This is a genomic window from Streptomyces melanogenes (assembly GCF_014649795.1).
Taxonomy (GTDB): Bacteria; Actinomycetota; Actinomycetes; order Streptomycetales; family Streptomycetaceae; genus Streptomyces; species Streptomyces noboritoensis.
In genome coordinates this window covers 1-22442 of the sequence record NZ_BMTS01000022.1, presented here as the reverse complement: position 1 = coordinate 22442, position 22442 = coordinate 1, and the positions used below count along the sequence as shown (strand labels likewise).

The window sequence follows — 22442 nt, the reverse complement described above, 5'->3', positions numbered from 1 at the left end:
TCCCGTGCGGCGTCCCCGTACAGCTGTCTCGAACACCTTCACGACATCTTCCACGACATCTTCCCCATGAAGACATGAAGAGGTGCAATCCCATGACAGAGCGCAACGAAGCCCTGGTCATCGGTGCCGGTGTGGCCGGACTGACCACGGCGGTGTGTCTGGCCGAGCGCGACTTCACGGTCCGCGTCGTCGCCGAGCGCCCGCCCCGCGAGACCACGTCGGCCGTGGCCGGGGCGATCATCGGCGGCCCGGCGATCGCCGACGAGACCGAGGCGGAGGCCAAGTTCTCGCCGACCGCGATCACCCGGCCCTGGCACCAGGCGAGCCTGGCCGAGTTCACCGCGCTGGCCAAGCAGCCGGACAGCGGCGTCCGGCTGACCCGTGGCCGCCTGGCCAACCGGCAGGCCGCCGTCGGCCACGAGTGGGCCGCCCATCTGCCCGGCTACACGCCCTGCGGCGAGGTGGAGAGCGGCGGCTTCCCGGTGGCGTTCCGGGTCGAGCTGCCGATCGTGGACATGCCCGTGTACCTGGAGTACCTGGCCTCGCGGGTCACCGCCGCCGGGGGCAGCGTCGAGGTGGGCGTGGTGGACTCGCTGGAGGCGGCGGCCGCCGAGGCGCCTCTCGTCGTCAACTGCACCGGGGTGGGCGCGCGTTCCCTGGCCGACGACCCGAAGGTCTTCCCGGTGCGCGGCCAGCACGTGATCGTGGAGAACCCGGGGATCGACGAGTTCTTCTTCGAGCAGAACCCCGGCCCGAACTCCACGAGTTACTTCCCGCACGGCCGCCGTCTGGTGTGCGGCGGCACCGCCGAGCGCGAGGTGTGGAGCATGGAACCGGACCCGGCCCGCACCGAGGAGATCCTGGCGCGCTGCATCGCCGTGGAGCCCCGGATAGCCGGGGCCGCCGTCACCGGCGTCGAAGTCGGCCTGCGGGCCTCGCGGCCGCAGACCCGCCTCGAAGTGGAGCCGGTCGGCTCCGCGCGGGTGATCCACAACTACGGCCACGGCGGCATCGCCGTCGGCCTGTCCTGGGGCTGCGCCCAGGACGTCCTGCGGCTCGCGCTCGGCGGCGCCACCGCCGAAGTCGTCTCATGACCGCGGCCCCGGCGGACGCCCCGGGCCTGCAGGCCCTCTCGCCGGGTGCGACCGTCCTGCTGAAGCGGCTCGACGCCCTCCTGGAGGGCCTGGGAACGGGTAGTGGCGCCGCCCCCATGATCATGCCGCCGCTGCTGCCGGTCGCCGCGCTCTCCCGCCTCGACGTGTACGACAACTTCCCGCACCAGGCACTCGTGGTGAGCACGCTCGACCTGACGCAGCATCAAGAGGGCGAAAAACACGACGAGTTCGCCTCGGACGCCCTCGAACCCGCGTTCTTCGGTCTCCCCACGGCCGCGTGCTTCGCCGTCTACCTGCACCACGAGGGCCGCACGGTTCCCGACGGTACGACGGTGACCGTGCTCGGGCGCTGCTTCCGCCGCGAGGAGCACTACGACGGGCTGCGGCGCCTGCTGGGCTTCCACATGCGCGAGATCGTGGCGCTCGGCTCGTACGAGTTCACCCAGGGGCACCTGCGCCGGTTCGAGGAGCGCATCACCGCCCTCGCGGACGCGCTCGGCCTCGCCGTGCGCAAGGAGGCGGCGACCGACCCCTTCTACGACCGGGGCGGGCAGCGGGCGCTGCTCCAGCGGCTCTCGCCGGTCAAGCACGAGTTCCTCGTCGACGGCCTGGCGATCGCCTCGCTCAACGTCCACCGCAACTTCTTCGGCGAGCGGTGCGGGATCACCCTCGACGGCACCGGCCAGGCCGTGCACACCAGTTGCGCCGCCTTCGGCCTGGAGCGCTGGCTGTCGGTGCTGTACGCCAGGTACGGAAGCTGGGAGGCAGCGACGGAGGCCGTGGTGGAGGCGGCCTCCGCGCTCGACGCGGGCGCCCTGACCGGCGGGGCCGAGCGGTGAGGGCGCCGGCCGCCGAACTGGCGGAGGTCGTCGCCTGGATCGGCAGGCGCCACCCGGAGGCGACCGGGATCGGCCCGGACGACGACCTGATCGAGAGCCGGCTCATCGACTCGCTGGGCTTCCTGGAGTTCATCGTGCTGATCGAGCGGCTCAGCGGGCGGCCCGTCGACGTCGAGACCCTCGACCTCGACGACTTCCGCTCGCTGAGCCGGATCGAGCGGGCGTTCTTCAGTGGGCCGGACCCTCGGCCGTCGGGTCGTAGCTCGGCGGACTGATCAGCGGATACACCTCGTACTCCAGGTGCAGTCCGGCGGGGCTGCGGTACAGCAGCTGCATCAGCTGCTCGTGCGACTCGACGTCGTAGACGTTCAGCCCCGCCGAGGCACCGACCAGGATCCAGCGGTCCCTGATGAGCCCCTTCTCCTGAAGCTCCTGGGTGTAGCGGAAGCCCTCGGCCAGTTTCTCCTGGAACTCCTCGATGCCGATGCCGACCGGGGCCCGCTTGGCTATCACCGCGAACAGCGCCATGGATGACTCTCCTTCACTTGAGTGGGTTCGGGGCTTCCTGGTCCACGGGCGGCCCGGCGGGCATCCGCAGGGCGCGGTCGGAGCGGGCGAAGCGCGCCCGCGCGAGGGTGCCGACGACCGACACCGTCACGGTCGCGGCGGCCGCGATGCCGAACAGCAGCCCGAAGTCGCCGCGCCCGGCCAGCGGGCCCACGGCGGCCGTGCTGATGGCGGCGCCGGTGAAGACCGAGCAGGCGATGACCGCGGCGGCGCTGCCGCGCGCCTCGGGCGCGGCAGCCTCCAGGACCCACGCCTGGAGCGCGGACTGGCCGACGGCGAGGGCGAGTCCGGCCAGCGCGCTGGCGACCAGGATGCCCGCGACCGACTGGGTGAAGGCGGCCGTGAGGTAGCCGACGAAGAGCAGCCCGGTGCCCCAGCCGAACATGCCCGCGCCGGTCGCCCGGGCGTCGACGGCCCGGACCACCCCACTGCCCCCGATGGCCGCCACGCCGTACGCGCTGGTCACCAGGCCCGACATCAGGACGCTGCTGCCGTGCTTCTGGAGGGCCGCGTTGAAGAAGTTGAACAGGCCCATCATCGCCGCGCCCTCGATGAAGGTGAACGGGATGAGGAACCGGAACCAGCCGTCCCCGAGCACCTGGGCGAACCGCTCCCGTACGCTCGGCCCCTCGGCGCCCTTGACCCGGGGCGCCTCCGGCAGCCGGGTGTACACCAGGGCCAGCAGCGGGGCCGCGACGGCCGGGATGAGCAGTGGCCAGCGCCAGTCGAGCAGTTCGGTGAGCGCGCCCGCGACGACGGTCGCGGAGGCGGCGCCGACCGCGCTGGAGGACATGATCGCCGCCATCGTGCGCTGGCGGCGCTCCATCGGGATGTGGTCGCCCACATAGGCGACGGTCACCGGGATGAGCGCGGCGGCGAAGCCGCCCGCGATGGCGCGGCCCGTAATCAGCAGCGCCGCATTGGGAGCCAGGGCCGCCGCCAGGTCCGCGACGCCGAGGCCGAGGAGCGCGGTGCGCAACACCCGCACCCGGCCCACGCGGTCCGAGATCGCGCCGTGCACCGGTTGCATGATGCCGACCATCGCCAGATAGCCGGTGAGGGCGAACGCGGTGGTGCCCAGACTGACGTCGAAGTCCTTGGAGACGGGGACCAGGATCGGGTTGATGACGACGAGGTCGAAGTCGAGCAGGAAGAACCCGGCGCACAGGACGGCCACCACCCCGCGGTCGGTGAGCTTCCCGCCCGCCGCCCGTGCTCTCATCGGGTCACCGCCCGCACCGCGACGCACGACCAGCTGAACCCGCCGCCCAGGCTGAGCAGCAGCGCCACCTCGCCCGGGGCGAGCCGCTTCTCGGTGTGCAGGGTGGCCAGGTTGGCGGCGGAGTCCCCGGCACCCAGGTGCCCGGTCCCGCCGCCCAGGTCGAGGACCTCGGCGTGGCGAAGGCCGAGGCGGTCCACGGCCGGCTGGAAGAACTCCTCCAGCGGTCCTGCGCCGAGCCGGGGGAGTGTCAGGAACCGCACCTTCGGGTCGTCGGGGGCGAGCCCCGCCTCGGCGAGCGCGGTGCCCACCACCTCGACCACCGCCTCGATGAGCGCCGCGTCGAAGGCGGGCTCGGCCCCGGAGGCGACGAAGGCCCGTTTGGTGCGGCGCACGTCGACCTGGGGCAGGGTGCGCGGCATCGAGCTGAACTCGTCGTCGCCGCGGTGCATCGTCTCGTACTCGGAACGGGCCACGGTGGCCACCGACAGCAGCTCGTACGGGCCCTGGGTCCGGTCGAGGAGCAGGGCGGTCCCGGAGTCGCCGTAGACGAGTTCGTAGTCGCCGAGCCAGCGGTCGAAGGCGGGCGGCGGGAAGCGGTCGCCGGTGGTGACCGCGGCGCGCGCCACGCCCGGGTCCGCGATCATGCGGGCGGCGGCGACTTCGAGTGCGGCGGCTCCGCCGTTGCACATCTGCTGGACACCCACGGCGTTGGCGGTCGGGGCCCCGATGTGGTGGGCGACGTAGTGGGCGGGCGACCAGAAGTCGTGGCCCTGGTGGTAGGTCCAGGCGTGCGCCACCATGCCGAGGCCCGACCCGTCCCATCCCGCGGCCGCCAGCGCGTCGGTGGCGGCGAGGACCGCCATCTCGGGCGCCGCGTGGTCGCGGCTGACGGACACTTCGCGGTAGCGCAGGCGGGCCGCCGTCTCCTCGTCGACCCGGCCGGCCGCCAGCGCGGCCTCGGTGGTCTCGCGCCGGTCCGGGAGCCAGAGCGTCGCGGACGCGATCCGCAGCGGCGTGGATAAGGGCGGGGACAGACGCACGGGGTCCTCCCGGAACGGCCCCGGAGGGCATCGTCAGTGATGCGGATTATCAGCAGGAGTCTTCTCTACCCCGGGATGCCGCGTCAAGGGCCGAAAGGCGCAAGTCGCGCGCCCTGGCGGGCCGTCGCACGCCCGGGGAAAACCCGCCGTGCGCGGAGCGCGGCTCCGGGGATCCGCCCACTGCCCGTTTTCAGGGCCTTTGCTAGCGTACGCCCGAAGCTCTCTCGCGCGGCCGATTGTGCGCGGTCCCGGCGGGCCGCGCCGCCGCCTCCGTCCGATCCGTTCCGTGCTACGGCCCGGCGGCTCCGTACCCCCGCCACCCGCACGATGTCCACCGCGACGTGTGCGCCTGTGCAACTCCGAAGGGAATGGAAGCGTCCGAAGGCGGTCCTGTGTTAAACAGGTCACAACTCGCCCTCTGATGGCGAGAGTTGACCGGAACAGCACGCATTTACCCGTCCGCTGCCGTAGCGGAGTGTCGCTTACACAGAGGTGATGCATGGACGACCTGGCCGGCACCACGAGCACCGATTTCTCCCTGAGCGCACGGGAGATCGAACAGTTCCACCGGGACGGTTACATCGGCCCGTTCGACATGTACGAACCCGCCGAGATGGAGAAGAACCTCCGCGCCCTGCGCCCCAAGCTGCTCAACACCAAGCGGGCGATCTACGGGCAGGAGAAGGCGGTCTCCGGCGTCACCAACCTCGCCAACTACGACCGCCACCTGGACGTCGACTACCTCGCCGACCACATCACGCGCCCCGAGATCGTGCACCGCGTGGCCTCCCTGCTCGGCCCCGACGTGCTCTGCTGGCGCACCGAGTTCTTCCCCAAGTACCCCGGCGACGAGGGCACCGACTGGCACCAGGCCGACAACTTCTCCAACGTGGCCGGATCCAAGCACCCGCAGATCGTCTGGCCCGAGGACTCCGAGTTCGGCGGCACCATCACCGTCTGGTCCGCGTTCACCGACGCCAGCGTGGAGATGGGCTGCCTCCAGTTCATCCCCGGCTCGCACCGGACCATGAACTACGACGAGTCCAAGGTCATGACGTACGACGCCGACTCCATCGGCAAGGTGGAGAAAGGCGGGGTGCGGCGCGGCTTCTTCGGCTACGACTACCGCCAGCTCCAGAAGGACCCGAACTGGAGCCCGGACGAGTCCAAGGCCAAGTCGATGGTGCTCAAGCAGGGCCAGTTCATCGTCTTCTGGTCGACCCTGATGCACGCCTCGCACCCGCACGCGGGCCTCACCGACAACATGCGTCTGGGGTACGCGGCCCGCTATCTGCCCACCCAGGTGCAGGTCTACCCGTTCTCGGACGCCCTCCAGGAGTTCGGCGGCGAGGCCAGCCTCGACAAGTTCGGCTGCGTGCTGGTCTCCGGCGAGGACACGTACAAGCACAACCGCTTCGTCGACCGGACCGTCAACGGCACGCCCTTCCGGCCTGCCCACTGACCCCCGTCCGACCACGACCGTCGTCGCCACATCCCGAGGGGTGTCTGCGCTGGAAAGACAAACGGGGACCCGACTCACCGGCACCCAGGAGGCGTTCGCCCTCCACCGCCGGATCAACCGGACCGCATCCGACTACCCCCGGGACAGCTCGGTGCCCGCGCTCTTCGCCGCGAGCGCCGCCCGCGACCCGGACGCGCCCGCGGTCGTGCAGGGCGGGCGCGCGTACACCTACGGGGAGCTGGACCGGCTCTCCAACGGGCTCGCCCGCCGACTGCTCGCCGAGGGCTTCCCGCCCGGGGCGACCGTCGGGGTCTGTCTGACGCGCTCGCCCGAGCTGATCGTGGCGCTGCTCGCGGTGCTGAAGTGCGGGGGCGCGTATCTGCCGTTCGACGTGGGCTGGCCGGACGAGCGCCTGCACGGCCTGTTCACGGACGCCGACTGCCGCTGGGTGCTGACCGATCGCCATGAACAGCTCTCCCAGCGGCTGAGTGAATGTCAAGTCATTGCAGTAGAAGGAAAGTTGGAGGAGGCCGGGACCGTCCCGGCGGTCGAGAGCACAGGTGACTCCCTCGCGTACATCAACTTCACCTCGGGCTCCACGGGCCGCCCCAAGGGCGTCGCCGTCCGTCACCGCAGCATCGCCCGGCTCGTCCTCGGCGCCCGGTTCGCCCGGCTCGACGCGGACAGCCGGCTGCTCCAGCTCGCGCCGGTCACGTTCGACGCGGCGACCTTCGAGATCTGGGGCGCGCTGCTCAACGGCGGTACGTGCGTGCTCTACCCGGAGGGCCTGGTGCGGCTCTCCCGGCTCGGGCGGGTCATCGACGAACACGGCGTCACCGTCGTCTTCCTCACCACGGCCCTGTTCAACGCCGTGGTCGACGAGGCGCCCGAGGCCGTCGACGGGACCGAGACCGTCCTGATGGGCGGCGAGCTCCACTCGATCCCGCACGTGGCGGCGGCGCTGCGGCGGTACGGACCGGGCCGTCTGGTCCATGTGTACGGACCCACCGAGGCGACCACCTTCGCCACCTACCACCCCGTCGACCGGCTGCTCCCCGACTCCGGGCTGCTGCCGATCGGCACCCCCATCCAGAACACCCGCCTCTATGTGATCGACGGTGACACCCTGTGCGAGCCGGGCCGTACCGGCGAGATCTGCCTGGCGGGCGACGGACTCTCGCCCGGCTATGTGGGCATGCCGGAGCTCACCGCCGACCGCTTCGTCGAGCGGCTGGTCGACGGTGTGACCGAACGGCTCTACCGCACCGGCGACCACGGCACCCTGCTCCCCGACGGCTCGCTCGTCTTCCAGGGCCGCGACGACGACCAGGTCAAGATCAACGGCTTCCGGATCGAACTGGGCGAGGTCGCCCACCACCTCGACCACCACCCTTCGGTACGGCGCAGCCATGTGACGGTGAGCTCCGAGCGCGGCGAACGGGCCCTGGTGGCCTTCGTGGTGACGGACGACCAGTCCGTCACACCCACCTCCCTGCGCCACCACCTGCGGACCCGGCTCCCCGCGTATCTGGTCCCGGCCCGCATCCACCTGTGCGAGGCGCTGCCGCTGACGGCGACCGGCAAGGTCGACGGCCGCGCGCTGCTCGCCGCGCACGACAGCCACACCCCACCACCCGCCGCCCCGGCCGCCCGGCCGGTGGCCTCGCGGGACTGACCGGACGGAGGAGAGACCATGACTTCCCAGGACTCGCAGGCGGCGCTCGGTACGCCGCCCATGACCGCGACCGAGGAGGCGATCGCCGAGATCTGGCGCGGTCTGTTCGGCATCACCGAAGTGGCCGTCGGCGACGACTTCTTCGAGCTCGGCGGCAACTCGCTCACCGCCATCAAGTTCCTGTCCCGGGTCGAGGAGCGCTTCGCCGTCGACGTGCTGCTGCCCGAGACGCTCTACGAGGACGCCAGGCTGAGCAGTCTGGCCAAGGCCGTCGACGAGGCGATGGCGTAGCCGTGCGCCCCCCGCCCCGCGCCGCCGCGCCGCCCGGGACCGCGACGGGCAGCCCGTTCGCCCGGTTCTCCGGCGACGCCGCGGTCACCACCCGGCTGTTCTGCTTCCCGTACGCGGGCGGCGGCACCCAGGTCTTCCGCGGCTGGCAGGAGCGGGTGCCGCCGGACGTCGGGGTCACCGGCATCCGGCTGCCCGGGCGCGAACAGCGCTTCCGCGAGCGGCCCTTCGACTCCTGGCCGCAGGCGCTCGGGGCGCTGACCGAGGCCCTGGCCCCGGAGACCGAGCGCGGGCCGTACGCCTTCTTCGGGCACAGCCTGGGCGCCCGGCTCGCGTACGAACTCGCCCACCGGCTCGCCGCCGACGGCCTTCGCCCGCCCGAGCTCCTGGTCGTCTCGGCGTGCCGCGCGCCGGGCGTGGCACCGCGCACCCCGCCCATGCACACCATGGACGGGCCCACCCTGCACCGACGACTGCGCGAGATGAACGGCGTCCCGCCCGAAGTCCTCGCCAGCCGCGCCCTGATGAAGCTCCTCGAACCGGTGCTCCGGGCCGATCTGCGGCTCGCCGAGACCTGGGAGCCGTCGCCGGGGCGGATCGCCGCGCCGGTCCTGGCGCTGTGTGGCGAGGGCGACGACATCGACCCGTACGAGGACATGGTGGCCTGGAAGCACCACACGACGGCGGAGTTCGCGATCCGGTCCTTTCCCGCCGGGCACTTCTTCCTGCGCGACGAGGAGGAGGCCGTGCTCGCGGCGATCTGCGGGCGGCTGGGGACGGGGGGCGCGCCATGACGGACCTGCTGAGCGGACCGTCTCCCCATCTCACCCCGGAACACGAGGAGTTCCGCGCCTCGGTCCGTACGTTCTTCCGCAAGGAGGTCGTGCCGTACGCGGCGGAGTGGGAGCGGCGGCGCGCGATGCCCCGCTCGGCCTGGCAGGCCTTCGCCGCCGAGGGGCTGCTCGGGCTCAACCACCCCACCTCGGTCGGCGGCGCCGGTCTCGACTTCTTCCACTCGGTGGTCTTCCTGGAGGAGCTGGGCCGGACCGGCTTCGGGGGAGTGCGGTTCGCGGTCGCGCTCCACGCCTACATGGGCACCAGCTACCTCGCCACCAACGGCTCGCCCGAGCTGCGCCAGCGCTATCTGCGCCCCGCCGTATCGGGCGACCTGATCGCCGCCCTCGCGATCACCGAACCGCAGGCGGGCTCGGACCTCGGCCGACTGGAGGCGACGGCCGTCGAGGACGGCGACCATCTGGTGGTCCACGCCGAGAAGCGCTTCATCGTCAACGGCGCCTTCGCGGACTTCTTCGTGACGGCGGCCCGCACGGGTCAACGCCCGGTGAACCAGGGCAGCTTGACCCTGCTGGTCGTGGACCGCGCCACCGAGGGCGTCCACGTGCTTCCCAACGACTCCATCGCCTGGCGGGCCTCCGGCATGGCCGACATCAGCATGCGCGGGGTGCGGGTGCCCAGGGAGAACGTGATCGGCCGCCGCAACTCCGGCTTCGTACAGATCATGCGGAACATGCAGCTGGAGCGGCTTGCGGCGGGGATCTCGGCGGTCGGCGACGCGGCCAACTGCCTGGATATGACGTGGAAATACCTGAAGAACCGGGGCATGTTCGAGTCGACGCTCAGCGCCAAGCAGGCCGTCCGCCACAAGATGGCCGATCTGCTCACCGAGGTCGAGGCGGCCCGCCAGCTCGCCCACCACGCGGCCTGGAGCTACGCCCGCGACCCCCTCTCGATCACCGCCTGCTCGATGGCTAAGCTCAAGGCCACCGAAGTGGCCCGGACCGTCGCCGAGGAATGCCGCCATCTGCACGGCTCCGAGGGCTTCCGCGAGGGCGCGCCGATCGTCCAGACCGTGCATGACGCCCAAGCCGCCACCGTCGCCGCCGGAGCGAGCGAGGTCATGCGCGACATCGTCGTACAGAGCGGATACGAGGAGTTGCCGTGACCACGTCCGAGACGGAGGCGGCGAACGCCGACGGCCCACCAAACCCCGAGCCGGAGCCGCGGCAGCGCCCGGGCCTGGCGTCCGAGCTGGTCAGGGCCGGTACGGTCGGGCTGATCGCCGCGTTCGTGGGGTTCTCCAGCTCGTTCGCGATCGTCCTCGAAGGCCTCACCCGGGTCGGCGCCAACCGCGCCGAGGCGGCGTCCGGCCTGATGGCCCTCTCCGTTTCGATGGGCGCCTGCGCGATCTTCCTCAGCCTGCGGCTGAAGATGCCGATCAGCGTCGCCTGGTCGACACCGGGCGCGGCTCTCCTTGCCGGCTCGGCCGCGGTCGAGGGCGGATTCGGCGCGGCCGTCGGCGCGTTCCTGGTGACCGCCGCGCTGATCGTGGTCACCGGACTGTGGAAGCCGCTCGGCCGCTGGGTCTCGGCCATCCCGAAACCGCTGGCCAACGCCATGCTCGCGGGGATCCTGCTGCCGCTGTGCCTGGCCCCCGCCAAGGCGGTCCAGGAGAAACCGGCGGTGGGCCTGGCGATCGTCGTCGTCTGGGCGGCCGTCGGCACTTTCAAGAAGCTGTACGCGGTACCGGCCGCGGTCGTCGTCGCGATCGTCCTGATCACCGCGACCACCCACATCTCCGCCGCCGACCTCGGACCGCTGTGGCCCAAGCCGGTCCTGGTCACCCCCGACTTCACGGCGGCGGCCGTGATCGGCATCGCCCTGCCGCTGTACGTGGTGACGATGGCCTCGCAGAACATCCCGGGCATCGCGGTCCTGAACGTCAACGGCTACGAGCCGGAGCCGGGACCGCTGTTCGGCTGGACCGGCGCCTTCGGCCTGGCCTCGGCGCCGTTCGGCGGCCACGCGGTCAACCTCGCCGCGATCACCGCCGCGCTGTGCGCCGACGAGAACGCGGGCCCCGACCCCCGCAAGCGCTACCGGGCGGCGGCGATCGGCGGCGGCGCCTACGTCCTGCTCGGCCTGGGCGCGGGCGCGGCGGTCGCGTTCGTCGGCGCGGCCCCGCCCACCCTGATCGAGGCGGTGGCGGGCCTGGCGCTGCTCGGCGCGCTCGGCAACTCGCTGGTGGGAGCGGTGACCGACCCGGGCGACCGGGAGGCCGCGGTGGTCACGCTGGTGGTGACGGTGTCGGGGGTGCAGTTCTTCGGGATCAGCGGCGCGTTCTGGGGGCTGCTGGCCGGGGGCGCGCTGTACGCGGCGAAACGGCGACTGCCGACGAAGTGATTCTTGGCGAGGGCTGCTGGGCTGGGCATCACTCTCCGAAGAGATGGGCCTCGATGGCCTCGTTGTACTTCTGGAGCGCGAACTCCTGCGTACCAAAGCAGTGTTCCTCGTTGGCGCCGGTCGTCAGACCGATCTGGATCTCGCGATAGATTTCGAGGTCCTCGTACTGCACCTGATAGGTCAGCTGCCGGTTCTCCTCCCACTGCTCGACGCTGCCTTCCCGCACCGATCCCTTCGGCACGATGAGGCGCAGTTTCACGAGCGTACGGGTCGGGCCCAGCGGGTGGCTGGTAATCCACAGGAAGTGGTCCGACTGGTGCAGCACGGTCTCGTTGGGAAAGATCGTGTGGATCACGTTCGCCACCGACAGAAGACGCCGTTCGCTGCGTTCCGTCTTCGTGATGAAGTTTATCGACCGCTTCGGCAGGATCGACCGCAGATGGGGTCCGAACGAGTCGAAGAAGAACGTGCTGTTCTCGAAGAGCGGGTTGGCGCTCTTAGCGTGCAGGAACGGGAAGTGGTAACCCTCAAGCGTGCCTTCGACGACCAGCTTCCAATTGATCTCCCACTCCTGGCTCTCGGCCCCGTAGATCTCGTACGAGGAAAGATCGAGATCCGCGATGTCGGGAAGGAAGTCGCCGAGGAACGCGTCGAGGTCGACGCGGCCCGGATTCTCCTCGGGCATCAGCCAGACGAATCCGTACGCCTCCACCGCCGGGAGCGCCACCAGGTTGCGTTTTCCCCGCTCGACACCGGGGAAGCAGTGCGGGCTCGGGATCGCGGCGAGGGTACCGTCCAGGTCGTAACGCCAGGCGTGATAACCGCAGATGAACTGTCTGCGCTCGCCGGAAGGGTCCTTTTCCAGGCGCGCCCCGCGATGCCGGCAGGCGTTGAGGAAGACGTGCGCCACGCCGTCCTGGTCGCGGCTGACGATCAGCGGCCTGCCGAAATGCTCCAGGGTCGCGAAGGTGCCGGGAGCCGGAATCTCGGAGCTGTGCACCAGCATTGAGGGCAGTTTGGTGAAAATGCGGTCGAGTTCCGCCCGGTACCACTCCGGTGACCGATAGCGGTCGACGCTGACCCGGGTGTCCGTGTCGGTCAGCGGGAGTCGCTTGTCGCGAAGGTGCTCCAGGGCGCGGTCCAGGATCCGGAGTTCCTCGTCGCGATCCATCCGCCAACTCCCTCCAAGTCCCGTACGGGGTTTGGGTCCGCCGGAATTCTATAGCCATATGGTGAGGGGTGACGAGACCTGTTCAATGTCAAAAAACACGCGGTTGAACGGGGTGTTGAACGGGAGTTGTGCGATTGCGTAAATCGCCTGTAGAACAGCGCCACACCCTGCGGCCCGACAGGAGTGAGCCGACGTGCAGACGCATCTCCTACTCGCCGGATCCACCGCGCCCCCCACCGGACGGTTCCTCCTCGCCCTCGCCGTCATCCTCACGGTGGCCTTCGTACTGGCCCGGCTGGCGCAGCGAATTCGGCAGCCCGCCGTGATGGGGGAGATCGTCGGCGGCATCCTGCTGGGCCCGAGCCTGCTCTCCCTCTTCCCGGGCGAGCTGGAGACCCACCTGGTCCCACCCGCCACGCTGCCCTACCTCCAGCTCCTGTCCCAACTGGGCCTGGTGCTCTTCATGTTCGGCGTGGGCTACCAGTTCGACATCGGGCATCTGCGCACACCCACCGCGAAACGACAGGTGGCGGCGGTCTCGCTGAGCTCGGTGGCGCTGCCGTTCGCGCTGGGCGCGGGCCTGGCGTACGCGATCTACCCGTGGCTGAGCAAGTCCGAGCTGAAGACGGACGGGCCGCTGGGCCCGGCGCTCTTCCTCGGCGCGGCGATGTCCATCACCGCCTTCCCGGTCCTGGCCCGCATTTTGGCCGAACGCGGCCTGTACAAGGACCCGTTGGGCTCCATCTCGCTCGCCTGCGCGGCCGTCCAGGACTTCCTGGCGTGGTGCATCCTGGCGGCCGTGGTCGTGGTGGTCCGCGCGAGCGGGCCGTGGCCGCTGGCCCGGATGGCGCTGGAGTCCGCGCTGCTGCTCGCCGCACTCGTCCTGCTCGTACGCCCGGGCCTCGCCTGGCTCCTGGACCCCGCCAGACCGTGGGCGGGCGGCATCGCGCTCACCCACGCCGTCCTCGTCGTCGGGGTCCTGCTGACCGCCGTCGCGACCGACGAGATCGGCCTGCACGCGGTCTTCGGCGCGTTCGCGTTCGGCGCGGTGGTCCCGCGCGCCCGGATCGACGAGACGGCCCCGCAGGTCCCCGAACGCATCGAACAGACCAGCCTGCTGCTCCTGCCCGTCTTCTTCACGGTCACCGGCATGTCCGTGGACATCTCCGGCCTGGGCGGCCGCGGCCTGGCCATGACGGCGGTGGTCCTGGTGGCGGCCTGCCTGGGCAAGTTCACCGGCGCGTTCGGAGCGGCCCGCCTCACGGGCGCGACCCCCCGCGAGGCGACGGCCCTCGGCGTACTCCTCAACGCCCGAGGCCTGACCGAACTCGTCATCCTCAACGTGGGCCTGGGCCTCGGGGTCATCGACACGCGGCTGTTCACGGCGATGGTGTTGATGGCGGTGATCACTACGTTGATGACGGGGCCGTTGCTGCATCGGGTGCGGCCGCCGCTCCCGTCCGCCCCCGGACGGCCGCCCGCGATGCGACCTGTACGAGAGGCCGGGTGAACGGCGGCAGGACGTTGCCTCGGACGTGTGTCCACCGCGCGCTTCGATAGGCTCGGCGCCGTAAGCGCCAAGTAAAGGGACATGCGGGGGCAATTGTGACGGATCATCAGCATCAATCGGTCCGTGTGGGCGGAGCGGGGGGTCCGGGAGCGGATCCCGGGGTGTTTCAGCCGCTGGCCGAGGACGACCCTCGTTCCGTGGCCGGATATCTGCTCAGTGCCCGGCTCGGTGCCGGTGGGATGGGCAAGGTGTACCTCTCGTACACGCCCGGCGGGCGGCCCGTCGCGATCAAGGTGATCCGCCCTGAGTTCGCCGAGGACCCGGACTTCCGGCGCCGGTTCCAGCAGGAGGTGCGGGCCGCGCAGCGCGTGCAGGGCCTCTACACCGCGCCCGTGATCGACAGCGACACCGACGGCCCGCACCCCTGGCTGGCCACGGCGTACGTCCAGGGGCCCTCGCTGCACGCGGCCGTCGCCTCCCATGGCGCGATGCCGGTGGCGACCGTCCTGCTGCTGGTGGCCGGGATCGCCGAGGCGCTCCAGGTGATTCACCAGGCGGGCATCGTCCACCGCGACCTCAAGCCGTCCAACGTGCTGCTCGCGGTCGACGGGCCGCGCGTCATCGACTTCGGCATCGCCAGGGCCGCGGACGCCACCGCGCTCACCGGTACGGGCGTCAGTGTCGGCACGCCCTCCTTCATGTCGCCCGAGCAGGCGGCCGGGACCAGTTGCACGGAGGCGACCGACGTCTTCGCGCTCGGCCAGATCGCGGTCTTCGCCGCGACCGGGGCCGCGGCCTTCGGCGACGGCTCCTCGCACGCGGTCCTCTACCGGATCGTGCACGAGGACCCGGACCTGTCGCGCCTGCCGGGCGAGCTGCGGGAGATCGTCACCGCCTGTCTGAGCAAGGACCCGGCGCGGCGGCCGACCCCCGCCCAGGTCATCGAGATGTGCGGCCGGGCGTCCCAGGACCCGGCGCTGCGCCGCCCCGAGGGCTGGCTGCCCTCCTCGTACGCGGCCGACCTCACCCAGGCCGCCGCCCCGACCCCGCCGCCGCAGCCCACCCATCCGCCGACGCGGGCGGCCGCGGCCGCACCCCCGGCGTACTCCCCGACGCAGGCCGCACCCCCGGTGTACCCGCCGACGCAGGCCGCCCCGCACACACCGCCGCCGGTGTACGCGCCGACACAGGCCGCGTATCCGCACCCTGCGCAGCCGCACCCCGTACAGCCGCAGTCGGTTCACGCTCCGGTGGGCGAGGTGCCGCCGCAGCCGTCGCGCAAGCGGAACCGTGCCGCACTCGTCGTCGCGGCAGCGGTCGCCGCCGCGCTCATCGGCGGCGGCGCGTACCTGGTGGGGCAGCTCTCCGGCAGCGACTCGGACGGCGGTCAGGACAGCAACAAGAGCGCCAAGAAGGACACCTCGTCGGCGCAGCCCGGCGGCGCGGCCTCGGGAGCGGGCGCCGGAAGCGGAAGCACCAAGGCCCCGGCGGCGCCGAAGGCGGCCACGCACAACAACATGAGCATCCCCATCGGCTACTCCGTGAAGTTCGCCGACGAGCCGCCCCAGCCGCAGAAGATGGACGTGTTCTACGAAGGCGACTTCGGCTACGCGGCCGACATGGTCAACGGGGACGCCCTCGCCACCAACCGGTCCAAGAACACGATGGCGCTGCTGGACGCCGGCGAGCCCGGCACCCTGGACGGCTGCCGCGCCAACACCCGGTACACCACGTCGATCACCAAGGACAAGCTCGGCAAGGGGTCCCGGATCTGCGTGAAGACCGGCTCCGGGCACTACGGCCTGGTCACCGTGCGCGGATTCGCCCCCAAGGAGTCGCCGAGCCAGTTCGTCGGCGTGGACCTCACGGTGTGGCGCAACGCGGCCACCTCCTGACCGCGCGGCCCCGCGCCCGGTCAGGCCGTGCTGAGCGGATGGGCCGCCGTGGCCGAGCGCGGGGGCCAGGCGCGCGGGGCGAGGATGCCGAGTACGTAGGCGCGGGCGACCAGGGCGGGGCGGGTCGCCGCGCCCAGGACGTCCCGCAGTCGGCTGAGGTGGTAGTCGACCGTCTGCCGGGACAGCTTCAGCGAGCTGGCGATGTCGCCGTTGCTGCTGCCCGCCGCCAGCAGCGAGAGGATGCGGACCTGCGCGGCGGTGAGTGACGGATGGGCCTCGTGGGCGAGGCTCAGATGAGTGACCACGGCCCAGACGTGCCGCGCGCGGGCGGCGGAGTGGCCCACCGTCGTCAGATGGAGCTCCGCGCGGCGCTGCCGCCCCTGCGCGTCGACGAGCACCGCCGACGTCTCAAGTCGCCTGGTGCGGCGCGCTATCAGCCCGTTCCACCTGCGATGCAGCCGGTCGAGGCCCGGGTCGGGGGCGAGCAGGGTGTGCGCGCGGCGGCCCACCAGGTCGGGCAGGCCGATCCGGAACAGCTCGGCGGCCGCCGCGCTCGCCTCGACCACGCGCCCGTTCGCCGAAAGGAGCGCGCAGGGCAGCCCGCTGTGGTCGCGCAGGGCCTGGAGGTTGTCCTCGGCCTCCTGCCACTGGACCATGGCGCGCAGTTGGTCCGTGACGTCCACGTAGATTCCGGCCACGCAGGTCCGCGCGTTCTCCCGGACGGGGAACCGGTGGCCCACCACCCGGCCCGCGCTGCCGTCCGGGCGCCGGTAGTCGAGGGTGTGGCGCACCGGCGTCCCCCGGCTGAGGATCTCCTGGTCGAGGGCGCGGAACTGGACGGCCTCGGCGGGTGCGTCGAAGTCCTCGATGCACTTGCCGACGAGTTCCTCCGGAACGGCGCCGTAGAGGTGCGCGTAGGCGTGGTTGGCCCACAGGTAGCGGCCCTGGCAGTCGCGGATGAAGGCGGCGGCCGGGGCGAGGTCCACGAGGCCCGCGAAGGCGGCACCGGCATCGTCCACAGCGGTCCCTCCGTTCCCATACGGCCCGTACGCCACTGGTTGACGCACAGTCACCTCCCGATGGGTATCCCGTCCCGATCCCGCGCATGCTCGGTTCTCGGCCGAAGTGGCGGCCCCTGAGAGCCTCTCGGAGTCCTCTCACGCCCCAAATGGCTTTGCTATTCAGGCATTTGCCTGAGTCCCAGACGCCCCTGGTGGCGTTTGGGACGGCCGTCGCGTGGTCCTCTTGAGTGTGCGGGTGAACACGCCCCGACACGTACACCGGGAGATTCCCCGCGCCCGACGCGCATCACCGAGCCGTACGACGACACGTACGGCGGCACACACGAGAGATGCGACGCGTACGGCACGTACCGACACGGACGAATGGAGACGAACTTCAGTGAGCAAGGTGCTGTTAGTGCATGCCAAGGGTGGTCCGCCGCTCGGGCACGTCCTGTCCCGGACGGCCGCGAGGGCGGAAGTGCACCTGCTGGCGCTCAGCGCTCTGCCTCCCGCCGTGGCGGGCTCCGCCGGGAGACTGTGCGCCTCGGTCGTGAAGCCGGCCGACGCGCACCGCTCCGACCTGGTGTCCCTGATCGTCTCGCGCGCCGAGGCCGTCGGCGCGGACGCGGTGCTCACCTTCTCCGAGTACGCGGTCGTGGCCGTCGCCGAGGCGTGCGAAGCGCTCGGTCTCGCGGGGGCCGGCGGCGCCTCCGCGCTCGCCCGTGACAAGCGGCTGATGCGGCGCACCTGGCAGGAACACGGCCTGCCGCAGCCCGAGTTCCGCGCCGTCGCCACCGAGGCGGACCTGCGCGAGGCGGCCGCCGAGCTGCCGTGCCCGCTGCTCCTCAAGGCAGCCTGGAGCGCGGGCTCCACCGCGCACCAGATCATCCGCTCCCCGCGCGAGGTGCCCACCGCCTGGCGCCGCTCGCGCGAAGTGATGGCCGAATCCGCCCAGTTGGGCTTCGCCGAACTCCATGTGGCGAAGGCCGAGGGGGACTTCGTGGTGGAGCGGATCGTCACCGGATCCGTATCGGACTGGTTCGAGGAGCCCGGCTGGGGCGACTACGTCAGCGTCGAGGGCGTCGTCGCGGACGGCACCTTCCACCCGGTCTGCCTCAGCGGCCGGATGCCCACGGTCGAACCGTTCACCGAGCGCGCGGGCATCACCCCCGCCCTGCTCTCCCCGGACGCCCAGGACCGTATCGTGGCGCTCGCCCGCGAGGCCGTCGACGCCCTCGGCCTGCGCGACTGCGGGACGCACACCGAGATCAAGCTCGGCGCGGACGGCGGCATGTGGCTGATTGAGACGGCCGCCCGGTTCGGCGGCGCGATGACCGTGCCGCAGATCGAGGAGGTCTTCGGACTCGACCTCGTCGGCATGCTCGTCGACCACCTCATCGGGCGCCCGGTCGACTGGCCCGAGCAGGCCCTCACCCCGGCGCAGGCGCACGGCGCGGCCGGCTCCCTAGTCGTCCTCGCGGTCGACGGCCGGGGCGAGGCCTGGCGGGACCGCAGGGTCTGGGACTTCCCCGCGGTCTCGGCGGTCGTGCCGCTCAGCCGGGGCAGCGAGCTGTCGGTGGTCGCCGAGAGCTCGCTCGCCGACGGCAGCGTCGTGCCGGTGTACGACCCGGCCGCGGGCGCCAACACCATGGCGGCCCTGTGCCTGCTCTCCGCCACCGACCCGCGGACGGTGCTGCGCGACTTCGAGACGCTGGTGGACGCCCTGCCGCGGGTCCTGCCCGCCGTGCGGCCCTGTGCCGTACAGCCCGAGGAGGTCTCCGTATGACCGCCCAGCTGGTCACCGGTGCCGCCGAACCGGCCGTGGACCGCACGGTCGTCGGCGAGAACCTCTCCCTGCCGCTCTTCCGTACCCTCTCCGGGGTCCTGGCCGGTCACCCCTACCTCAAGGTCGTCGTCGACCGCGCCGAGGCCACCTGGCACCTGCTCGACACGGCCGCGCACCCCTTCCACGTCAACTACGTGGCCACCCGCGTCCTGGGCATGGGACTCGCCGCACTGGACGCGGACCTCGACGCCTTCAACGCCTCCGTCTACATGGACCCCGAGCGCCGCTTCCTGCTCGGTGTGCTCTCCCTGCACACCGACGAGGACGCGGAGGGCCGCGAGCGCACCTTCCTCGTCCTGGAGACGACCGAGGCCGACACCATGAACGGCGAACTCCTCGCGTTCTTCTACGAGTTCGTACGGGCACGGGTCGACGGCAGACTCCCGCTGCTCCTCAAACCCGCCAACCACGGGCAGGAGGAGGAGCTGGCGGCGATCAGCGAACGCCGCGTGCCGCGCATCCTCAGCCACGAGCTCTTCGGCTCCCGGACCCGGACGCCGCTGAACCCCGGCGAGGCCACCGGACGGCTGCGGTTCTTCCGTACGTACGAGGAGTACGCGGCCGAGGAGGCCGGGCTCGGCTGGGCGGACATCGTGGCCATGCCGTGCCTGCCGGACGACGTGCCCCGGGTGGCCGGATTCCTCAACACCGCGCCGATCACCCCGCTTTCCCACACCAACGTCCTGGCCTCCGGCTGGGGGATACCCAACGCGATCGTGCTCGACCTGGAGCAGCTCGTCGAGCAGGACGGCCTGGACGGCGCGTGGGTCCGCTACCGGGTGCGCGAGGACGAGATCTCCCTGGAGCGGCTGGAGGGGGAACCGGCCCTACGGGCTCCGGCCTGGCACCAGCAGCGCATACGTCTCGAACCCCCGCTGCTCGAAGACGCCCCCGTACTGGCCCTGCACCGGCTGCGCGCCGCCGACCGCGACCGGTACGGCACCAAGGCGGCCAACCTGGGCGAGCTGCACCACGTACTCGACAGCCGTACCGCCGACCTGACCGCCTTCTACAGGAAACCGCGCCCGCCGCGCGAGGACCTGTACGGGCACCTCGCGGCGAGGCTGGGCCTGAGTTCGCCAACCATGGCCGAACTCCGTTCCAGCGCAGCCGACTTCGTGTCCCGCACAGTGGGCGCCCCGGAGGGAGTAGCGCTCCCCTTCTCGCTCCAACAGCACTTCCTCGCCTCCTCGCCCGCGCTCCAGCAGGGCATCGGCAAGCTCAAGATGGCGCTGGAACTGGACGCCACCGACGTCCTGGACCCGCTGTGCCTGCAACTCCAGCAGCTGATCCGGCACACGCCGGTCCCCGAGTCCGTCACCCGGCAGATCAGCCAGGCCTTCCCAGCCCCGGCGGCCGCGCGAGGGCGGCTTGTGGTGCGCTCCTCGTCCAACGCCGAGGACCTCCCGGGCTTCTCGGCGGCGGGCGTCTACGACTCCGTCACCGCCGTGCACGGAACCGCCGAACTCCTGGACGCGGTACGCCAGGTGTGGGCCTCCCTGGTGTCGCCCCGCAGCGTACGGCTGCGCCACCAGGTCGGGATCTCGCTCGACGACACGTACATGGGCGTGATCATCCAGGAGTACGTGCCCGCCTCGCTCGGCGGCGTCCTGGTGACCTGCGACCCGACGCGCCGCGAGGACTTCCGTAACGTGTACCTCAACTGTTCCCCCGGCTCCCCGGAGCGGGTCGTCGACGGCTCGGTGCTGCCGCAGCAGTACCTGTACAACACGGTGGAGGGCGGCGGCCGGACCGTAGCCCTGGGCTCCTGGGGCGACGGACTGCCCGCGGCCACCCGCGCCCGGCTGGCGGACCTGTCGCTGACGGGGCGGCTGCTGCAGTCCCACTTCAGCGGGTCCGACGGCGGTTCTGACGTGGACGTGGACAGGCCGCTGGACATCGAGTGGCTGATGACCGAACGGGGCGACTTCCGACTGGTCCAGATCCGCCCGTACGCGCTGTGAGGCGGCGCATCGGCCCGGAGCGGGGGGCTGGTCCGCTGACGGACACGGCCCGCCGGATCATCCGCCTCAACTACGGCTTCCAGCTGCTGTTCAACCTGCTGTGGTGGATGCCGGTGTTCTACGCGTACCAGAAGGCGGCCGGGCTCTCGAACGGCCAGATCTTCGGCATCCAGAGCATCTACTACGTGGCCTTCTGCCTGTTCGAGATCCCGACGGGCCTGATCGCCGACCGGATCGGCGCGCGCAACTGCCTGCGGGCCGGGGCGGTGGTGATGACGGCGGCGAACCTGGCGCCGGTGCTCAGCGCCTCGTACACGGGTTTCCTGGTCCACTTCCTGGCCATAGCCGCGGGCCGTTCCCTGACCTCTGGGGCAGCGAGCGCGTACCTCTACGACGGCCTACGGGCCGAGAAGTGCGACGAGCACTACCTGAAGGCGGAGGGCACGGCGCGGGCCCTGGGCCTGGCGGCGAAGGTGGTGTGCTGGCCGCTGGTCGGGCCCCTGATGACGTTCGCGCACGCGGCGCCGTACGTGCTCAGCGCGGCCAGCGCGGCGGGGTCTCTGGCGTGCGCGGTTGCGCTGCCGCGGCTTGCGGGGGAGGGGGTCCGGGGGGACAGGGGTGGGGCGTTCCTGCGGGACGCGGGCTCCGCGCTGCGCTGCGTCGCGGCTTCGCCGTGGCTGGCCCTGGTGATGGTGCAGGGCGTGGCGGTCTTCACGCTGTCCCGGATCTGCCAGGTCAACCTCTTCCAGCCGATCCTGCTGGACCACGGCATCGGCGAGGCCTCGCACGGCGGAGTACTGGCCGCGATGACGGTCGCGGAGGCGGTGGCCTCGGCCCGTCCCCAGTGGCTGAGCCGTCGCCTGCCACCGGTGGCCTGGGTCTCGATCCTCAGCCTGGTGCTCGCGGGCACACTGGCAGCGATGACGCTAGGAGGCTCATGGGCGGTCATCGCCCTGCTCTGCCTCTTCGCCGCCGCGACGGGTTTCGCGTACCCGATCCAACGCAAGTTGGTGAACGACGCGGTCCCACCGGACGCCCCACGCGCCACGCTCCTCTCAGTGGAAAGCATCGTGGACCGAGCGGTATGCGCCCTGGCCGCGGTAGCCGCAGGCGCCTACCTCTCGGCCGGCCACCTGGACATCTTGCTGTGGCACAGCGCGCTTGTGACGGTCTTGCTGCTGGGGGCGTTTCAAGTGGTGGTGCGGAGTGGGGTGGTGGGGCGGGGGCGTGCTGGTGGTGGGGTGGCGGGGTCGGGGACGCGGGATTTGGCGGCCCAGGCCGCGTCCGGACGGGCGGGTCGGTCAGGGCGCGGGTGACGCGGCCCAGAAGATCGATCTGAGCCAGATGGCCAAATACCGTTCGAGCCTGCTGATATCGCGGACTCAGTGGGCTGAGCCCGACCGCTCTTGCACGGACTGCGGCACCAGTGCTACGTGCTGCCGCGTTTTTCCTGCTCAGGACCTCGTTTGCGCTTGCGTACCCCCAGGTCGGACCCGTTAACGTCGTTGCGGATGTGGCGGGAGGGCCGCCGGGGAGGGTGGGGAGTACGTGTACGCGCAGAGCTGGCAGCGGTTGCTGGATCAGGCGGGGCAGCCCCGGGGCATGACGCTCGCGTCGGCGGGAGCGGCGGGCGGTGGTGGCTC

19 protein-coding genes are annotated in these 22442 nt (G+C 71.4%); 14 read left to right on the top strand and 5 right to left on the bottom strand.

All coding sequences use genetic code 11. The features are described from left to right. The first annotated feature begins 92 nt into the window (after window positions 1-92). From IE252_RS34265 to IE252_RS34255, 3 genes are read left to right on the top strand one after another with little or no spacing between them, the layout of a single operon-like run. Window positions 93-1094, top strand: a complete 1002-nt coding sequence (locus tag IE252_RS34265; protein ID WP_229848975.1) for an FAD-dependent oxidoreductase — start codon at window positions 93-95, stop codon at window positions 1092-1094. Continuing rightward, window positions 1091-1954, top strand: a complete 864-nt coding sequence (locus tag IE252_RS34260) for a class-II aminoacyl-tRNA synthetase family protein (protein ID WP_190093357.1) — start codon at window positions 1091-1093, stop codon at window positions 1952-1954. Before IE252_RS34265 ends, IE252_RS34260 begins: the two co-directional genes overlap by 4 nt. Then, on the top strand, window positions 1951-2229 hold the full coding sequence (locus IE252_RS34255; protein ID WP_229848974.1) for a phosphopantetheine-binding protein: 279 nt from the start codon (window positions 1951-1953) through the stop codon (window positions 2227-2229). Before IE252_RS34260 ends, IE252_RS34255 begins: the two co-directional genes overlap by 4 nt. Here IE252_RS34255 and IE252_RS34250 read toward each other — a convergent pair. From IE252_RS34250 to IE252_RS34240, 3 genes are read right to left on the bottom strand one after another with little or no spacing between them, the layout of a single operon-like run. Further along, window positions 2183-2482 carry a muconolactone Delta-isomerase family protein gene (locus IE252_RS34250; RefSeq protein WP_190093356.1) on the bottom strand — a complete coding sequence of 100 codons (300 nt, stop codon included), beginning with the start codon at window positions 2480-2482 and terminating at the stop codon, window positions 2183-2185. The genes IE252_RS34255 and IE252_RS34250 overlap by 47 nt on opposite strands. A 13-nt stretch (window positions 2483-2495) precedes the next feature. Then, window positions 2496-3743, bottom strand: a complete 1248-nt coding sequence (locus tag IE252_RS34245) for an MFS transporter (protein WP_190093355.1) — start codon at window positions 3741-3743, stop codon at window positions 2496-2498. Next, window positions 3740-4783, bottom strand: a complete 1044-nt coding sequence (locus tag IE252_RS34240; protein ID WP_229848973.1) for a 3-oxoacyl-[acyl-carrier-protein] synthase III C-terminal domain-containing protein — start codon at window positions 4781-4783, stop codon at window positions 3740-3742. Before IE252_RS34240 ends, IE252_RS34245 begins: the two co-directional genes overlap by 4 nt. Window positions 4784-5282: 499 nt before the next feature. Here IE252_RS34240 and IE252_RS34235 point away from each other — a divergent pair, with 499 nt between their 5' ends. Genes IE252_RS34235 through IE252_RS34210 form a run of 6 tightly spaced genes read left to right on the top strand, consistent with a single transcriptional unit; the run spans window position 5283 to window position 11409 of the window. Further along, complete coding sequence (locus IE252_RS34235; RefSeq protein WP_190093354.1) at window positions 5283-6245, top strand: chlorinating enzyme; 963 nt, start codon at window positions 5283-5285, stop codon at window positions 6243-6245. 40 nt (window positions 6246-6285) lie between these two features. Next, complete coding sequence (locus IE252_RS34230) at window positions 6286-7920, top strand: amino acid adenylation domain-containing protein (RefSeq protein WP_229848972.1); 1635 nt, start codon at window positions 6286-6288, stop codon at window positions 7918-7920. 18 nt (window positions 7921-7938) lie between these two features. Continuing rightward, window positions 7939-8211, top strand: coding sequence for a phosphopantetheine-binding protein (locus tag IE252_RS34225; RefSeq protein ID WP_190093353.1), 273 nt, complete (start codon window positions 7939-7941; stop codon window positions 8209-8211). A 2-nt stretch (window positions 8212-8213) separates the two neighbouring features. Beyond that, complete coding sequence (locus IE252_RS34220) at window positions 8214-9002, top strand: thioesterase II family protein (RefSeq protein WP_190093352.1); 789 nt, start codon at window positions 8214-8216, stop codon at window positions 9000-9002. Beyond that, complete coding sequence (locus IE252_RS34215; protein WP_190093351.1) at window positions 8999-10171, top strand: acyl-CoA dehydrogenase family protein; 1173 nt, start codon at window positions 8999-9001, stop codon at window positions 10169-10171. Before IE252_RS34220 ends, IE252_RS34215 begins: the two co-directional genes overlap by 4 nt. Then, entirely contained in the window at window positions 10168-11409 is a 1242-nt protein-coding gene (locus IE252_RS34210) for a benzoate/H(+) symporter BenE family transporter (protein WP_229848971.1), read from the top strand. Before IE252_RS34215 ends, IE252_RS34210 begins: the two co-directional genes overlap by 4 nt. Window positions 11410-11437: 28 nt before the next feature. Here IE252_RS34210 and IE252_RS34205 read toward each other — a convergent pair whose 3' ends face one another. Then, window positions 11438-12580: an aromatic ring-hydroxylating oxygenase subunit alpha gene (locus IE252_RS34205; RefSeq protein ID WP_190093350.1), complete on the bottom strand. Its 1143-nt coding sequence runs from the start codon at window positions 12578-12580 to the stop codon at window positions 11438-11440. A 193-nt stretch (window positions 12581-12773) separates the two neighbouring features. On the opposite strand from IE252_RS34205, the gene IE252_RS34200 reads away from it, so the two are divergent. Both IE252_RS34200 and IE252_RS34195 read left to right on the top strand, forming a co-directional pair. After that, a complete protein-coding gene (locus IE252_RS34200; protein WP_190093349.1) occupies window positions 12774-14090 on the top strand; it encodes a cation:proton antiporter in 1317 nt (438 codons plus the stop codon). A 161-nt stretch (window positions 14091-14251) separates the two neighbouring features. After that, window positions 14252-15985: a serine/threonine-protein kinase gene (locus tag IE252_RS34195; protein ID WP_229848970.1), complete on the top strand. Its 1734-nt coding sequence runs from the start codon at window positions 14252-14254 to the stop codon at window positions 15983-15985. A 20-nt stretch (window positions 15986-16005) separates the two neighbouring features. Here the strand turns inward: IE252_RS34195 and IE252_RS34190 are convergent, their stop codons facing one another. After that, complete coding sequence (locus tag IE252_RS34190) at window positions 16006-17004, bottom strand: PAS domain-containing protein (RefSeq protein WP_229848969.1); 999 nt, start codon at window positions 17002-17004, stop codon at window positions 16006-16008. Between the two features lie 400 nt (window positions 17005-17404). Between IE252_RS34190 and IE252_RS34185 the strand changes: the two genes are divergently transcribed. Genes IE252_RS34185 through IE252_RS34175 form a run of 3 tightly spaced genes read left to right on the top strand, consistent with a single transcriptional unit; the run spans window position 17405 to window position 22115 of the window. After that, complete coding sequence (locus tag IE252_RS34185; RefSeq protein WP_444545964.1) at window positions 17405-18775, top strand: ATP-grasp domain-containing protein; 1371 nt, start codon at window positions 17405-17407, stop codon at window positions 18773-18775. Then, window positions 18772-20799, top strand: a complete 2028-nt coding sequence (locus tag IE252_RS34180; RefSeq protein ID WP_190093347.1) for a PEP/pyruvate-binding domain-containing protein — start codon at window positions 18772-18774, stop codon at window positions 20797-20799. Before IE252_RS34185 ends, IE252_RS34180 begins: the two co-directional genes overlap by 4 nt. Next, complete coding sequence (locus IE252_RS34175) at window positions 20796-22115, top strand: MFS transporter (RefSeq protein WP_229848968.1); 1320 nt, start codon at window positions 20796-20798, stop codon at window positions 22113-22115. Before IE252_RS34180 ends, IE252_RS34175 begins: the two co-directional genes overlap by 4 nt. The last annotated feature ends 327 nt before the right edge of the window (window positions 22116-22442 follow it).